Raw genomic sequence first — 14712 nt, forward strand, 5'->3', positions numbered from 1 at the left:
GAGTTATCCCAATGACTTCTTGTAGCGGCCTTCGATCATCCGGTTCCACGACAGCATGATCAGCAGGTTGAGCAACAGCAGCGCGACCGCGATGGCCGCGCCCATCGGCCAGTTGAGCTCCGACAGGTATTGGTCGTAGATCAACGTGGCGACCATCTTCAAGCGACGTCCGCCGAGCAGACCGGGAATGGCGAACGAACTGGCGGCCAGACCAAACACAATCAAGGTGCCCGAGAGCACGCCGGGCATGATCTGCGGCAACACCACCTGGCGCATCACCGTGAAGTGGCTGGCGCCCAGCGACAGCGCGGCCTGCTCGGCGGCGGGGTCGAGTTTTTGCAGCGAGGTCCACACCGGAATGATCATGAACGGCAGCATCACGTGCACCAGCGCAATCACCACCGCGAACGGCGTGTACAGCAACTTCACCGGTGAGCCACCAAAGGCTTGCAGGGTCTGATTGACCAGCCCGTCGGCACCCAGCAGCAGGCTCCAGCCGAAGGCACGCACCACCACCGAAATCAGCAGCGGCGTGAGGATCAGAATCAGGAAAATCGAGCGCCAGGGTGCGCCCATGCGGCTGAGGATGTAGGCCTCGGGTACGCCGATCACTACGCAGAGCAGGGTGGTCAGGGCGCTGATCCACATCGTGCGCAGGAAGATCTCGTAGAAGTACGGATCGCCCAGCAAGCTGCTGTAGTGGTCGAGGGTGAAGGCGTCGCCGTTGATCCCCGAGCTGTAATCGAAGACGTTGAACGACAGCACCAGAGTCAGCAGCAGCGGGATGATCAGCAGGCCGAGGTACAACGCCAGGGCCGGTGCCGACAGCCAATACCCCTGGCGTCCCTGGCGAATGGCAGCAAGCGTACTCATGCCGGCACCTCATCCACGCTCAATACCCGCAGCAAGGTCGCGTCCCAATCGAGTCCGACTGCTGTGCCTTCGGTCAAGGGTGCCGAGCCGTCGTTGCGGCGCACCACGCTGAGTTCGCCCAAGGTCGTCGAGACGCCGTACAACCATTGGCTGCCAAGGAAGAAACGGCTGACGATCTGGCCTTGCAGCCGACCTTGGCCGTGCTCCTGCAGATCGATTTTTTCCGGGCGCAGACTCAGGGTCAGTTCACCGCCCCTTTGCACCTGGACCACGCCCGCGCCATCACGCTCGCCGGGCAGCAAATTGGCTTTGCCGACGAACCCGGAAATGAACTCGGTGCGTGGGTGTTCATAAAGGGTGTAGGGCGCGTCGATCTGGGTGATGCGCCCGGCCTGCATCACCACCACGCGGTCGCTGATGGACAGCGCTTCGGACTGATCGTGGGTGACCATCAACGTGGTGATCCCGACTTCACGCTGGATGCGGCGGATCTCGAACTGCATCTCTTCGCGCAGGTTGGCGTCGAGGTTGGACAGCGGTTCATCGAGCAGCAGCACGGGAGGCTCGATCACCAGCGCCCGGGCCAGCGCGACACGCTGACGCTGGCCGCCGGAGAGTTCCCGTGGGTAACGCTCGGCGTGCTGATTCAGGCGCACCAGTTTCAACACCCGATCCACCCGTTGCTGCAACTCGGCGCCTGGCACTTTGCGCATCCGCAGGCCGAAGGCGACGTTGTCTTTGACAGTCATGTGCGGGAACAGCGCGTAACTCTGGAACACCACGCCCAAGCCACGGCTGGCGGGTTTGGCGTGGGTGATGTCGCGACCGTCGAGCAGGATGCGTCCGCTGCTGACTTCGACGAAGCCGGCGATCATTTGCAGGGTGGTGGTTTTGCCGCAGCCGGAGGGGCCGAGCAGGGACACGAACTCGCCTTTCTCGACCGAGAGGTTGGTGGCGACGACGGCGTCGATCTCGCCGTAACGTTTGCCGAGTCCTTCAAGTTGCACAAAAGCCATGACTGCGCTCCACCTGAGATTGTTATGCGTCGCCCGAAGGCGCGCTTTTTTGTATGGGCAGATACGAAAAGATGTTGCGGGGTGCGTTGGCGCTCGACTTCAGTCGGCTGCCGCTGTTGTTCGAATCGCCCCTGTCTGGACGCAGAGTAGGACGAAGAATAGGATGGGCTCAATGGCCTATTTCACTGAAGCGATGACTATTTTCAGTTTCATTCGGTGAGTAAATTTTTTGTCGAGTAATCACATGCCTGATTCCACTGATCGGAATGAAAACAAAAATGAAGTCGGTGTCGGGGCTGTGTCCAGACTGTTTGCCGTGTTGCGCAGTCTGGGTGACGCCGTCGAGGGCGGGGAGCGTGTGACCCAACTGGCCCAGCGTATCGGCCTGTCGCAACCGACCACGCACCGTTTGTTGCGCAGCCTGATGGACGAAGGCATGGTCGAACAGGACGCTCGCAGCAAACGCTATCGCTTGAGCCTGGATTTTTTTGCGTTGGCGGCGCGGGCCGGCAACACCGGGAATCTGCGCGAACTGGTGCGACCGTCGTTGCTGCGACTGTCGGCTTCGTTGGGGGATTCGTTGTTTTTACTGGCGCGCAGCGGGTTTGATGCAATCTGCCTGGACCGCAGTGAAGGGCCGTTTCCGATCCGCACCTTTACCGGTGATATCGGCGGGCGGGTGGCGCTGGGCGTCGGCCAGGGCAGTCTGGCGATTCTGGCGTTTCTGCCGGAAGAAGAGCGCGATACGGTGATCCATTACAACTTGCCGCGGCTCAAGGATTTTCACCTGTACGACGAGGTGTTCCTGCGTTCGGAAGTCGAGAACGTGCGCACGCTGGGTTACGCCGGGCGCAACACTGGCGTACTGCAAGGCATGGCCGGCGTGGCGGTGCCGATTCTGGATCGGGAAGGACGGGCCGTGGCGGCGTTGAGCGTGGCCACGGTGAGTGATCGCCTGGGGCCGGATCGTTTGCCGACGGTGGTGGAGATGCTCAAGCGCGAAGCGGCGCTGATCGGGCCGCGGATCAATCCGTTTGATCCGCTGCTGCGAAGGCCTTCGCAGGTGTTCGGGCAGGGCTGAGCACATTCTCCAAATAACCGCCGCTCCCCTGTATGAGTGAGCCTCAAGGGGAATGCGGTGGTGGTCAGAATTGGGTGGTTTGCTTGAGCTTCTGCGCCGCCGGTGTATCGCTCGGGCTGACCATCGCATAGTTGTAGCCGGCGCCGGACCAATACTCGGCCTGCAACTCGCCATCGCTGCGACTGCCCCGAGGCAGCAGGTTGTTTTTCGGTCCTGGTGGTCGCACGTAGAAGCTGATCTTGTGACCGCCCTGGTCTTCGTAAACCACCATCGCTGCCGGCCCTTGCTCGGTGCTGAGCAAGCGACCACTGACCGGCTTGTACCCCGAATCCGTCAGGTCCGGCAGTCGGTTGGCGCGGGTGAAATAACGGTCGAGCCAGGCCTGCATGTCACCGTCGTCGCTGACCTTGAAGTCGGCCGGCAGAATGCCTTGCTGGGCGATCAAGCGGTAAGCCTGCAGGGCATCGGTCATCGGCGGTTGCGCGCTGACCAGTGTCATTTCCCGCGCCTGCCAGCCGCTCAGTCCACCGACGCTGACGGCGATCAAGAGCACCGCGGCGCTGGCCAGATGACGGCGCGACTGGCGTTTGATCCGCTGGCGAATCAGCGCCGGGTCGAGATCCGGGTTGGCCGTATGGTGCAACGCGCCGCTCATGGCCGCGCGCAGGTGCTGGGCGTCCTGCTGCCAGGCGCGCACTTGCGCGGCGGTTTGAGGGTTGCTGGCCAGGTAAGTCTCGACCAGGCGTCGGTCGGCGTCATTGAGTTGATGATCGACGTAGGCGTGCAGGTCGCGTTCGCTCGGGGGCATGCTGATCATTTGAGTATCCGCAGAGAAGGGCTGGTGATTTCGCCGTCGCTGAGTTGGCGCAGGGCCTGACGGGCGCGGGACAGGCGGGACATCACGGTGCCGGTGGGGACGTCGAGAATCTCGGCGACCTCTTTATAACTCAAACCTTCCACCGACACCCAGAGCAGCAGCGCGCGCTGTTCGGTGGTGAGTTGGTCGAAGGCTTGCAGAGTCGATTGGGCGAGCACGGTACGTTCTACCGACGGTTGCGCATCGTCACGACCGGTAAAGAATTCGAGCATCCGCGCATAACGCCGGGAGCGTCGGTGGGCGTCGAGAAACTGCCGATAAAGGATCGAAAACAACCACGCGCGCAAGTCGCCCTCTGGGCGTTTGTCGCCCCAGCTCGACAGGGCGCGCTCCAGGCTCGACTGCACCAGATCGTCGGCGCTGCTGGGATTGCGGGTCAGCGACACGGCAAACCGTCGCAACCTGGGAATGATTTCTCTGAGTTGTTCGTCGATATCGTTCATGAAGTTCTGACTAGTCACTACGCTGTGGACTAGGAAGACGCCCGGCATTGGAGGTTATTCCACGTCCGGAAAAATAAATACCGGGCGATGGAATAAAGCGCTGTGGCGTACGTCTGCTTGGTTCTTCTCACTTGTGGCCGATGGCCCTGGAGTCATTCATGGTAGATCGTTCATCACCGCCCACCCGGCCACCGCTGAGTGCTGCAAGCCTGACGTTACGCCTGGGCGGCATTGCCGTGGTAGTCGCGGCGCTGGCCGGTGCTTTTGCCTACGTCAACGGCACGCTCGACCCACACCGCCTGACGCCGAAAAAGCTGATCAATGTGCTGGAAACCAACAACGGTGTGCACCCCGGATTTCGTCGTAACCACTCAAAAGGGGTGTGCGTGATCGGGCATTTCGAAAGCAGTGGCGAGGCGCGCAGCTATTCCAGCGCCCAGGTCTTCAACGAGGCGCAGACCCCTGTGGTCGGGCGTTTTGCCTTGCCTGCGGGTAATCCCTACGCGCCGGACAGCAGCGTGCCGATCCGCAGCATGGCGTTGCGTTTTACCCAGGCCAACGGCCAGCAATGGCGCACCGGGATGAACAGCATGCCGGTGTTCCCGGTGGGTACGCCTGAAGCGTTCTATCAATTGCAGCAAGCGCAATCGCCGGATCCGGCCACCGGCAAGCCCAATCCTGCGGCGGTTCCGGCGTTCTTTGGCGCTCACCCGGAAGCCGCGCCATTCCTGGCCTGGATCAAGACGGCCAAGCCGTCGGCCAGCTATGCGACGGAGACGTACAACAGCGTTAACGCGTTTTACCTGGTGAACGCTGCCGGCCAGCGCCAAGCGGTGCGCTGGAGCATGACGCCGGTTGCCCAGGATGCTGCGGGTGCCACGGCGCCTGAAGGGGCTGACTTTCTTGAAAAAGACCTGGTTCAGCGTTTATCCGCCGGGCCGCTGCGTTGGCAGTTGAACATCACCCTGGCTAACCCCGGTGATCCGGTCAACGACGCCAGCAAGGCCTGGCCTGACGGTCGCAAAGTGGTGAATGCCGGCACCTTGGTGCTGGAACGCACCCAGCCGCAACTCGATGGCGAATGCCGCGACATCAACTATGACCCGCTCGTATTGCCGGCCGGTATCGAAGGCTCCGACGACCCATTGCTCGCCGCTCGCTCGGCGGGGTACGCCAGTTCCTATCTGCGCCGCACCAGTGAAGTCAAACAGTTGCCTGCCGCCAACGCTAAACAGGAGGCTCATCAATGAGTGCTCAACCGAATCATTTCGCGCCGTTGGCGCGGCTGCTGCATTGGCTGATGGCGCTGATGGTCATTGCAATGCTGTTTATCGGCGCAGGCATGGTGGCCTCGGTGTCCGAGCGGCATGAGTGGCTGATCCATCTGCACAAACCGTTGGGGATTGCGATTCTGCTGCTGGTGATCGTGCGCCTGGTCGTTCGTTTTTCCACTCGGCAACCACCATTGCCGGCGGATTTGCCCGGATGGCAGGCACTGGCGGCGAAGGCTTCGCATGTCTTGTTGTACGCACTGATGTTCATTTTGCCGCTGCTGGGCTGGGCGATGATTTCAGCGGCCGGGGATCCGGTAATGCTCAGCAATTCGTTCCAGTTGCCGTCGATCCTGCCCGCCAATGCGCAGATGTTTGCGTTTTTGCGCAAGGCTCACGGGTATCTGGCGTACTTGCTGTTTCTGACCGTGTTGCTGCATCTGGCGGCAGCGTTGTTTCACGGTTGGGTGCGGCGTGATGATGTGCTGGACAGCATGTTGCGCGGGAAGGATCGCGGCTGAAGGCATCATGGCTGCATGCCGGGCATGCAGCCATCGAGGGCGATCAGCGCAGGGTATCGATCATATCGGCAACGGTCGTCAGCACGTCCTTGCCCAACTGCTTGGAGCGCTTGCCCGACCAGCCGGTCAAGGCGTTCGGCGCATCGTTGTTGTCCTTGAAGGGCATCTCCAGGGTCAGCGACAGGCAGTCGAATTTCTGACCGACACTGTTACAGGCCAGCGTCATGTTGGCTTTGCCCGGTTCGTCGCGGGTATAGCCGTGCTTGGTCTGGAAGTCCTTGGTCAAGTGTTTCAGATGGCTGCGGAAATGCTCTTCGAGTTTTTCGATCCGCGGCGTGTAGCCCGGGTTGCCTTCGCAACCGGCGGTGAATACGTAGGGGATTTCTTCATCGCCATGGATGTCGAGGAACAAGTCGACGCCGTACTTTTCCATCTGCTGCTGAACGAACAGCACTTCCGGGCTGATGTCCTGGCTGGCGCTCTGCCAGGCGCGATTGAGGTCCTGGCCCATGGCGTTGGTGCGCAAGTGACCGTGAAAGGCTCCGTCCGGATTCATGTTCGGCACCAGGTACAGGTCGGCGCTGGTCAGCAGTTTGTTCAGTACCGGGTCGTCGTGCTTTTCCAGGCGTTCGATCACGCCTTCCATGAACCATTCGGCCATGTGTTCGCCGGGGTGTTGCTGGGCAATCATCCAGACTTTGCGCTGACCTTCGGCGCCGTTGCCTTTACGCAGTAACTGGATGTCACGACCTTCCACGCTTTTGCCGGTGGCGAGCAGTTCGGTGCCAGCCTTGGTCAGCGCCTGTTCGATCAACCAGTCGTGACGGCCACGGCTGTAGGGTTCGAAGTAGGCAAACCAGGCGTGGGTGGCCGTCGCTTCGAGGCTGAAGCGCAGGCAGTCGCCTTCGAAGATGGTCGGTACGCGGAACCAGTTGACGTGGTCGTAGGACGCCACCGCCTGATAACCGTCCCAAGCCTTGTTGTACGAGGATTTGCTGGCATTGTTCAGACGAAACCAGTGCTCCTGACCGACATGCAGACCGCTGGCCTTGAAATGAAACCACTGGAAATGCTGGCTGCGGGTGTCCGGTTTGATGGCCAGCAGGGCTTGAAGTGGATTACTGATGTCCAGCACTTCAATGTTGCCGCTGTCGAAATTTGCGCTGATGTCGAATGAGGATTTAGCCACGGTCATAGTCGGTTCCTGAATATGATTTTTATGGCTGCTACTTTACACGCTGGGAAGGGAAAAACCGGGGGAAATTGCGGGGTAAAAGGGGGGCGTCTTCCTTGACGCAGACGCAGCTTAGAGACTGTGTGATTGATTCTCAAGCGCTATTTTTCATTAGTTTGAGCCAATGATGCCGGGCTTCTCTTGCCAATGGATATTCTTTTGATATCATCCGCGTCAATCGAATTCGCAACACCTGAAGACTTCATTAGCCTGAAGCCAAAGCCAGAATAACTGGCAAAAAAAAGACCCGGCAAAAAGCCGGGTCAAAAACCGTGATTAGCCTGATGAGGAGATAGTCCAGGAGACCGACCTAAGGTCTCTTGGTCCATCGACTGATCTCGCGATCAGCTGCATGCAATAATAATCATTCTCGTTTGCAAGTCAAATGATTTTATCTGCGCGATTGGAAAATTCTTTCCCGTCTTTCCTCAAAAGTGCGTCCGGCTCAAACGCGCTGACCCTGTAAAGAACGATCAATCATCGCCTTGGCCATATCGATCATATGCACTGTCGAAAAGGCCAGGTCCCGACTTGCGCCGTGCAAGTTGCTGGCCGACTCGTAGGCGGTCGCTGCAGCACAGCGCAACAGATCCGACGCATGCACCAGCGCTTCTTCACCGCTGACCGCAGGGTTCACATCAAAAAATCGCTCCTCGACCACCGCTTCTGACACAGTTGGTTTCAAGTAATAGTCCAAGGCTTTTTGCGCGGCGGCGTTGCCTTTGGGCGAGGTGAGGGTGGTGTCCATTTGCATATCCGACAGGTCATTGCGGGGTAACGTCATGGCGATGGCAAGCTCCGTGATAGATTCAGATCCGTGAACCAATCCTAGTACTAACTGTATTTGTGACGAGAATTTAAATACTACAATTTGTGTTTTGTTGCCCGGAGTCCGCCACGTATCGTGCCGCCCATGGATAAATGGATTGAGTTGGTCAAAGCCAAGATGAGTGAGTTGAAAGTCACTCAGGAAGTACTCGCCGATCGCCTCGGGATGTCCCAGGGCGGTGTGGGTCACTGGCTGAATAAGCGCCGTCAGCCGAGCATCGAAGACATGAATCGTGTCTTGCGGGCGCTCGGGATGGATTTTCTGGAAGTGGCGATGGTCATTCGCGAGCCTTTGGTCGTATCGGACGACGAGATGCCCCTGACGCAAAAGTACAACCCGTACTTCCGTTACCCGGTCAGTGACTGGCGCGAGCCTGCGCAGCTGCGTGACGGTGAGCTATCGGTCTACGGCAAGCCGCGTTTCGAACTGACCGATTACCACGCTCAGGGCGCAGCCTTCTGGCTCGAGGTGGTCGGCGACGCGATGACCGCGCCCAGCGGAATCAGCATTGCCGAAGGCATGATGATCCTGGTGGACCCGGCCATTGTGCCGGAACCCGGAAAGCTGGTGATCGCGCAATGGGCGGGCAGTGTTGAAGCGATCTTTCGCAAGCTGATCGAAGAGGGCGGGCAGCGTTACCTGGTCCCGCTCAATCCGACATATCCGAAAGCCCTTTTCACCGAAGAGTGTCGAATCCTCGGCGTGGTGGTTCAGGCAACGGCCAAATTCTAATCAGATCGGTCCTCGCAATGCGTAGGACCGATCTTCATTTCACGCTTCTTCCAGTTCGACCAACGCACTGCCTTCGCTGACCATCTCGCCTTCCTGGCAGTACAGCGCCTTGATCACCCCGGCATGGGGCGCGCGAATGCTGTGCTCCATCTTCATCGCTTCCAGCACCACCAGTTGCGCACCGGCCTCAACCGTTTGCCCAGCCTCGACCAGCACGCGCACGATGCTGCCGTTCATGGGCGCGGTGAGCCCACCCGGATGACTGTGACTGGCTTCGACGGCGCTGATCGGGTCGTAAGCCTCGATGCGGCGCAATTCCCCTTCCCACTGCAGATACACGACCTCGCCACGGCGAATGACCCGGTGCTGGCGGCGTACGCCGTTGTGCTCGGTCAGCAGCTGTTCGCCCTTGAACTGTGCGGTGTGGGCATCAACGTTACCCAGCGTCAGCGCCCGGTCCTGTCCTTCACAACTGAGGTGGAGGGTGATTTCCCTCGGCAGTCCAGCACGAAAACCATTGCCCACAGCCCAAGGCGAGCTCAGGTCATCAGCGCGCGGAGAACCTGGCTGGCTCTGGGCAAACGCCTGAGCGGCGGCTTGCCAGAACTCGTCACTGAGGTCCGCTGGCTCTGGCAACAATTGCTCCTGATAACGCGGAATAAACCCGGTATCCAGTTCTGCCGCAGCGAATGCTGGGTGAGCGATGATCCGGCGCAGGAAGTTGATGTTGGTCTTCAGCCCGCCGATCGCAAACTCATCGAGCATGCTCAACAATCGCAGCCGCGCCTGCTCACGGTCCTCGCCCCAGGCAATCAGCTTGCCGAGCATCGGATCGTAGAACGGCGAGATCTCGTCGCCTTCTTCCACACCGCTGTCGACCCGACGTCCCGGACCTTCGGCCGATTCGCGATACAACGCCAGGCGCCCGGTGGCCGGCAGGAAATCATGGCTCGGGTCTTCGGCGTACAACCGCACTTCAATCGCATGGCCGATCAACGGAACCTGCTCTTGAGTCATCGGCAACGCTTCACCGCGCGCCACACGAATCTGCCACGCCACCAGGTCGAGGCCGGTGATCGCTTCGGTGACCGGGTGCTCGACCTGCAGACGCGTGTTCATCTCCATGAAGAAAAACTCGCCGCGCGAATCCAGCAAAAACTCCACGGTGCCGGCGCCGACATAGCCGATGGCCTGTGCCGAACGCACGGCAGCTTCGCCCATGGCGCGACGCAGTTCCGGACTCAAGCCGGGAGCGGGCGCTTCTTCGACGACTTTCTGATGGCGACGCTGAATCGAGCAGTCACGTTCATTGAGGTACAGGCAGTTACCGTGCTGATCGGCGAACACCTGGATTTCCACATGACGCGGCTTGAGCAGGTATTTCTCCACCAGCATCCGCGAATCGCCAAACGAGGATTTCGCTTCACGCTGCGCCGAGGCCAGGGCTTCGGCCAGCTGGCTGACGTCCTCAACCACTTTCATGCCTTTGCCGCCGCCACCTGCTGTCGCCTTGAGCAACACCGGATAACCGATGCGTTCGCAGGCATCGCGGAAGGTATCGAAGTCCTGGGCTTCGCCGTGGTAGCCGGGCACCAGGGGCACGCCGGCGGTTTCCATCAAGGCTTTGGCGGCCGACTTGCTGCCCATCGCGTCAATGGCCGAGGCGGGCGGGCCGAGGAAGATCAGGCCAGCGTCTTCAATGGCGCGGGCGAAACCGGCGTTCTCGGACAAAAAGCCATAACCGGGGTGAATCGCCTGAGCGCCGCTGGCCTTGGCCGCAGCGATCAATTTATCGATTTGCAGATAGCTGTCAGCGGCTTTGCTGCCGCCGAGGTCGACGCGGATATCCGCTTCGCGGCTGTGCCGGGCGTCGCGGTCAGTGGCGCTGTGCACGGCCACGGTGGCCAGGCCCAGCGCCTTGGCGGTGCGCATCACCCGGCAGGCGATTTCGCCACGGTTGGCCACCAGCAGAGAGGTAATCACAGGTGCGCTCATCAACGCGGCTCCTTGGGGGTGGTCGGTGCTTGCCAGCTCGGCGGACGTTTTTGCAGAAAAGCCCGCAGACCTTCCTGGCCTTCGGGGCTGACGCGGATGCGGGCGATGGCATTCTCGGTGTAACGGCGCAGCGCCGGGGTCAGCGCGCCGTTGCCGACTTCACGCAGCAAGTCCTTGCTGACGCGCATGGCGGCCGGGCTGTTGAGCAGCAGGTTGTCGATCCACTTCTCCACGTTCTGCTCCAGCTCAGCGACCGGATAGCTCTCCGACAACAGGCCGATTTCCCGCGCCCGTTGCCCGCCGAAACGTTCAGCCGTCAGGGCATAACGGCGTGCTGCGCGCTCGCCGATGGCTTGCACCACGAACGGGCTGATCACCGCCGGTGCCAGGCCGATGCGCACTTCTGACAGACAGAACTGCGCGTCATCGGTGCCAATCGCCATGTCGCAGCAACTGATCAGGCCCAGCGCGCCGCCGTAGGCCGCGCCTTGCACCACGGCCAGGGTAGGGATTTTCAGCTTGGCAAGGTTGTACATCAATTCCGCCAGTTCCCGGGCGTCGTCGAGGTTGGTGTGGTAATCGAGCTCGGCCGATTGCTGCATCCAGGCCAGGTCGGCACCGGCGCTGAAATGCTTGCCGCGGCCGCGCACCAGCAGAAACCGCAGGCTGGCATCGGTTGATACTTTGTCCAGTGCGAGGATCAGTTCGCGGATCATCTCGGCGTTGAACGCGTTGTTCTTTTCTTCACGGCTGAGCCACAGGGTCGCGAAACCTCGTGGGTCGGTCAGCAGTTCGAGGGTGTTGAAGTCGCTCATGTTTGTCCGTCTCCACAACTCTATTCTGTGGGAGCGAGGCTTGCCCGCGAAGGTGGTTTGTCAGTCACATCGATGCTGGATGTGCCAATGCCTTCGCGGAAAAGCCTCGCCCCTACAGGGTCGGATCACATCCGGAACACGCCGAAGCGGCTCGGTTCGATTGGCGCGTTCAGCGACGCGGACAAGGCCAGGGCCAGCACGTCGCGGGTCTGCGCCGGGTCGATGACGCCGTCGTCCCACAGCCGTGCGCTGGAGTAATAAGGGTGGCCCTGTTCTTCGTATTGATCGAGGATCGGTTGCTTGATCTCGGCTTCCTGCTCGGCGCTGAAACCCTGGCCACTGCGCTCGGCCTGCTCGCGCTTGACCTGCACCAATACGCCAGCCGCTTGCTCGGCGCCCATCACGCCGATGCGCGCGTTCGGCCACATCCACAGGAAGCGCGGGTCGTAGGCGCGTCCGCACATGCCGTAGTTACCGGCGCCAAAACTGCCGCCGATGATCACGGTGAATTTCGGCACCTTGGCACACGCCACGGCGGTCACCAGTTTTGCGCCGTGCTTGGCGATGCCGCCGGCCTCGTATTTCTGGCCGACCATGAAGCCGGTGATGTTTTGCAGGAACAGCAAAGGAATGCCGCGCTGGCAAGCCAGTTCGATAAAGTGCGCGCCTTTCTGCGCGGCTTCGGCGAACAGGATGCCGTTGTTGGCGAGGATCGCGATAGGGTAACCGTGCAGATGCGCGAAGCCGCACACCAGCGTGGTCCCGAACAGCGCCTTGAATTCGTCGAACACCGAACCGTCGACCAGTCGCGAGATCACCTCGCGCACATCGAACGGTTGCTTGGCGTCGGCCGACACCACGCCGTACAGCTCATCGCTGGCGTAGAGCGGGGCGATGGGTGTGCGCTGCTGCAGTTCGCCGAGCTTGCGCCAGTTGAGGTTGGCGACGCTGCGCCGCGCAATGGCCAGCGCGTGTTCATCGCTCTCGGCGTAGTGGTCGGCGACACCGGAAATCTTGCAATGCACATCAGCCCCGCCGAGGTCTTCGGCGCTGACCACTTCGCCGGTCGCGGCTTTCACCAACGGCGGACCGGCGAGGAAAATGGTGGCCTGCTGGCGCACCATGATCGCTTCGTCAGCCATCGCTGGCACATAAGCACCACCCGCCGTGCAGGAGCCCATGACCACGGCAATTTGCGGGATGCCCATGGCGCTCATGTTGGCCTGGTTGAAGAAGATCCGTCCGAAGTGCTCGCGGTCTGGAAACACTTCATCCTGACGGGGCAGGTTGGCACCGCCCGAATCCACCAGATAGATGCACGGCAGGCGATTCTGCTGGGCGATGGTCTGGGCACGCAGGTGTTTTTTCACCGTCAGCGGGTAATACGAGCCACCTTTCACTGTGGCGTCGTTGGCGACGATCATGCACTCGACGCCTTCGACACGGCCGATCCCGGCAATCACGCCCGCCGCCGGAACGTCTTCGCCGTAGACCGCGTAGGCCGCCAGTTGGCTGATCTCTAAAAACGGTGAGCCCGGATCGAGCAGGCGATTGATCCGCTCACGCGGCAGCAATTTGCCCCGCGAGGTGTGACGTTCTTGCGCCTTCGGACCGCCACCTTGCTGCACTTGGGCGAGCAGGGTGTGCAGGGCGTCGACCTGTTTGAGCATCGCCGCGCTGTTGGCCGCGAACTCCGCCGAACGGGGGTTGAGCTGGGTATGCAGAATCATGGGGCTACTCCGTAGCAGCTTCGAGTTGCAAGCGACAAGCTACAAGTTGAAGCAAGAGCACGGTCCTCTTGCAGCTTGAAACTTGCCGCCTGCCGCTGACGAAATTTATTTCGTTTCGTTGAACAGTTCGCGACCGATCAGCATGCGACGGATCTCACTGGTGCCAGCGCCGATTTCGTACAGCTTGGCGTCACGCAGCAGACGACCGGCCGGGAATTCGTTGATGTAGCCGTTGCCGCCAAGAATCTGGATCGCGTCGAGGGCCATTTGCGTGGCGCGTTCGGCGCTGTAGAGGATCACGCCGGCGGCGTCCTTGCGGGTGGTTTCGCCACGCTCGCAGGCTTGGGCCACGGCATACAGATAAGCGCGGCTGGCATTGAGTTGGGTGTACATGTCGGCGACTTTGCCCTGGATCAGCTGGAACTCACCGATGCTTTGGCCGAACTGCTTGCGGTCGTGGATGTAAGGAACGATCAGGTCCATGCAGGCCTGCATGATCCCGGTCGGGCCGCCGGACAGCACGACGCGTTCGTAGTCGAGGCCGCTCATCAGCACTTTCACGCCGCCGTTGAGCACGCCGAGGATGTTTTCTTCCGGCACTTCGACGTCATCGAAGAACAGCTCGCAGGTGTTGGAACCGCGCATGCCGAGCTTGTCGAATTTATTGCTGCGGCTGAAGCCTTTCGAATCACGTTCGACGATGAACGCGGTAATGCCGTGGGGGCCTTTTTCCAGGTCGGTCTTGGCGTAGATCACGTAAGTGTTGGCGTCGGGGCCGTTGGTGATCCAGGTCTTGCTGCCGTTGAGCACGTAGTGATCGCCACGTTTGTCGGCACGCAGCTTCATCGACACCACGTCGGAACCGGCATTCGGTTCGCTCATGGCCAGGGCGCCAATGTGTTCGCCGCTGATCAGCTTCGGCAGGTACTTGGTTTTCTGTTCGTGATTGCCGTTGCGGTTGATCTGGTTGACGCAGAGGTTGGAGTGCGCGCCGTAGGACAAGGCGACTGACGCCGAGCCGCGACTGATTTCTTCCATCGCGACCACGTGAGCCAGGTAGCCCAGGCCAGCACCGCCATATTCTTCCGCGACGGTAATGCCCAGCAGGCCCATGTCGCCGAATTTGCGCCACAGGTCAGCCGGGAACAGGTTGTCGATGTCGATCTGAGCGGCGCGCGGGGCGATCTCTTTGGCGACGAAGGACTGAACCTGATCGCGCAGCATGTCGATGGTTTCACCGAGGGCAAAGTTCAGGGATGGGTAGCTCATGGGTCACCTTTTGGCTTTTTTGTCGG

14 protein-coding genes are annotated in these 14712 nt (G+C 60.6%); 4 read left to right on the forward strand and 10 right to left on the reverse strand.

The window, feature by feature from the left end; translation table 11 throughout:
• Positions 1-3: 3 nt before the first annotated feature.
• Positions 4-873: an ABC transporter permease gene (locus RHP74_RS10270; protein ID WP_282411192.1), complete on the reverse strand. Its 870-nt coding sequence runs from the start codon at positions 871-873 to the stop codon at positions 4-6.
• Entirely contained in the window at positions 870-1889 is a 1020-nt protein-coding gene (locus RHP74_RS10275; protein ID WP_311099233.1) for an ABC transporter ATP-binding protein, read from the reverse strand. Before RHP74_RS10275 ends, RHP74_RS10270 begins: the two co-directional genes overlap by 4 nt.
• A 244-nt stretch (positions 1890-2133) precedes the next feature.
• On the opposite strand from RHP74_RS10275, the gene RHP74_RS10280 reads away from it, so the two are divergent.
• Positions 2134-2970, forward strand: a complete 837-nt coding sequence (locus RHP74_RS10280; RefSeq protein WP_311099235.1) for an IclR family transcriptional regulator — start codon at positions 2134-2136, stop codon at positions 2968-2970.
• Positions 2971-3034: 64 nt separating this feature from the next.
• On the opposite strand, the gene RHP74_RS10285 is transcribed toward RHP74_RS10280, so the two are convergent.
• A complete protein-coding gene (locus tag RHP74_RS10285) occupies positions 3035-3787 on the reverse strand; it encodes an anti-sigma factor (protein WP_102595255.1) in 753 nt (250 codons plus the stop codon).
• Positions 3784-4290, reverse strand: a complete 507-nt coding sequence (locus RHP74_RS10290; RefSeq protein WP_010458766.1) for an RNA polymerase sigma factor — start codon at positions 4288-4290, stop codon at positions 3784-3786. The genes RHP74_RS10285 and RHP74_RS10290 overlap by 4 nt, the downstream gene beginning before the upstream one ends.
• Positions 4291-4448: 158 nt before the next feature.
• Here RHP74_RS10290 and RHP74_RS10295 point away from each other — a divergent pair, with 158 nt between their 5' ends.
• Both RHP74_RS10295 and RHP74_RS10300 read left to right on the forward strand, forming a co-directional pair.
• Complete coding sequence (locus RHP74_RS10295; protein WP_077749755.1) at positions 4449-5540, forward strand: catalase family peroxidase; 1092 nt, start codon at positions 4449-4451, stop codon at positions 5538-5540.
• Positions 5537-6082 carry a cytochrome b gene (locus tag RHP74_RS10300; protein WP_010458769.1) on the forward strand — a complete coding sequence of 182 codons (546 nt, stop codon included), beginning with the start codon at positions 5537-5539 and terminating at the stop codon, positions 6080-6082. The genes RHP74_RS10295 and RHP74_RS10300 overlap by 4 nt, the downstream gene beginning before the upstream one ends.
• A 43-nt stretch (positions 6083-6125) precedes the next feature.
• Here the strand turns inward: RHP74_RS10300 and RHP74_RS10305 are convergent, their stop codons facing one another.
• Both RHP74_RS10305 and RHP74_RS10310 read right to left on the reverse strand, forming a co-directional pair.
• Positions 6126-7277 carry a M14-type cytosolic carboxypeptidase gene (locus tag RHP74_RS10305; RefSeq protein WP_077749756.1) on the reverse strand — a complete coding sequence of 384 codons (1152 nt, stop codon included), beginning with the start codon at positions 7275-7277 and terminating at the stop codon, positions 6126-6128.
• Positions 7278-7761: 484 nt separating this feature from the next.
• Complete coding sequence (locus tag RHP74_RS10310) at positions 7762-8100, reverse strand: DUF6124 family protein (RefSeq protein WP_010458773.1); 339 nt, start codon at positions 8098-8100, stop codon at positions 7762-7764.
• A gap of 129 nt (positions 8101-8229) precedes the next feature.
• Between RHP74_RS10310 and RHP74_RS10315 the strand changes: the two genes are divergently transcribed.
• Positions 8230-8877, forward strand: a complete 648-nt coding sequence (locus RHP74_RS10315) for a LexA family transcriptional regulator (protein WP_010458775.1) — start codon at positions 8230-8232, stop codon at positions 8875-8877.
• A 39-nt stretch (positions 8878-8916) separates the two neighbouring features.
• Here RHP74_RS10315 and RHP74_RS10320 read toward each other — a convergent pair whose 3' ends face one another.
• From RHP74_RS10320 to RHP74_RS10335, 4 genes are all read right to left on the reverse strand, one after another.
• The gene (locus RHP74_RS10320; protein WP_311099241.1) at positions 8917-10872 is read right to left on the reverse strand and encodes an acetyl/propionyl/methylcrotonyl-CoA carboxylase subunit alpha; all 1956 of its coding nucleotides are present in this window, start codon (positions 10870-10872) and stop codon (positions 8917-8919) included.
• On the reverse strand, positions 10872-11687 hold the full coding sequence (locus RHP74_RS10325; RefSeq protein ID WP_010458779.1) for a gamma-carboxygeranoyl-CoA hydratase: 816 nt from the start codon (positions 11685-11687) through the stop codon (positions 10872-10874). Before RHP74_RS10325 ends, RHP74_RS10320 begins: the two co-directional genes overlap by 1 nt.
• 125 nt (positions 11688-11812) lie before the next feature.
• The gene (locus RHP74_RS10330; protein WP_010458780.1) at positions 11813-13417 is read right to left on the reverse strand and encodes a carboxyl transferase domain-containing protein; all 1605 of its coding nucleotides are present in this window, start codon (positions 13415-13417) and stop codon (positions 11813-11815) included.
• A 105-nt stretch (positions 13418-13522) separates the two neighbouring features.
• On the reverse strand, positions 13523-14686 hold the full coding sequence (locus RHP74_RS10335) for an isovaleryl-CoA dehydrogenase (RefSeq protein WP_077749759.1): 1164 nt from the start codon (positions 14684-14686) through the stop codon (positions 13523-13525).
• Positions 14687-14712 lie beyond the last annotated feature (26 nt).

It is taken from the genome of Pseudomonas sp. SG20052 (assembly GCF_031766055.1).
Classification (GTDB): Bacteria; Pseudomonadota; Gammaproteobacteria; order Pseudomonadales; family Pseudomonadaceae; genus Aquipseudomonas; species Aquipseudomonas mandelii.

Coding starts and splice junctions, on each gene's coding strand:
- RHP74_RS10290 (WP_010458766.1), bottom strand. CDS start 4,290: ATGAACGATATCGACGAACAACTCAGAGAAATCATTCCCAGGTTGCGA.
- RHP74_RS10305 (WP_077749756.1), bottom strand. CDS start 7,277: ATGACCGTGGCTAAATCCTCATTCGACATCAGCGCAAATTTCGACAGC.
- RHP74_RS10325 (WP_010458779.1), bottom strand. CDS start 11,687: ATGAGCGACTTCAACACCCTCGAACTGCTGACCGACCCACGAGGTTTC.
- RHP74_RS10285 (WP_102595255.1), bottom strand. CDS start 3,787: ATGATCAGCATGCCCCCGAGCGAACGCGACCTGCACGCCTACGTCGAT.
- RHP74_RS10300 (WP_010458769.1), top strand. CDS start 5,537: ATGAGTGCTCAACCGAATCATTTCGCGCCGTTGGCGCGGCTGCTGCAT.
- RHP74_RS10335 (WP_077749759.1), bottom strand. CDS start 14,686: ATGAGCTACCCATCCCTGAACTTTGCCCTCGGTGAAACCATCGACATG.
- RHP74_RS10275 (WP_311099233.1), bottom strand. CDS start 1,889: ATGGCTTTTGTGCAACTTGAAGGACTCGGCAAACGTTACGGCGAGATC.
- RHP74_RS10310 (WP_010458773.1), bottom strand. CDS start 8,100: ATGACGTTACCCCGCAATGACCTGTCGGATATGCAAATGGACACCACC.
- RHP74_RS10315 (WP_010458775.1), top strand. CDS start 8,230: ATGGATAAATGGATTGAGTTGGTCAAAGCCAAGATGAGTGAGTTGAAA.
- RHP74_RS10295 (WP_077749755.1), top strand. CDS start 4,449: ATGGTAGATCGTTCATCACCGCCCACCCGGCCACCGCTGAGTGCTGCA.
- RHP74_RS10320 (WP_311099241.1), bottom strand. CDS start 10,872: ATGAGCGCACCTGTGATTACCTCTCTGCTGGTGGCCAACCGTGGCGAA.
- RHP74_RS10270 (WP_282411192.1), bottom strand. CDS start 873: ATGAGTACGCTTGCTGCCATTCGCCAGGGACGCCAGGGGTATTGGCTG.
- RHP74_RS10280 (WP_311099235.1), top strand. CDS start 2,134: ATGCCTGATTCCACTGATCGGAATGAAAACAAAAATGAAGTCGGTGTC.
- RHP74_RS10330 (WP_010458780.1), bottom strand. CDS start 13,417: ATGATTCTGCATACCCAGCTCAACCCCCGTTCGGCGGAGTTCGCGGCC.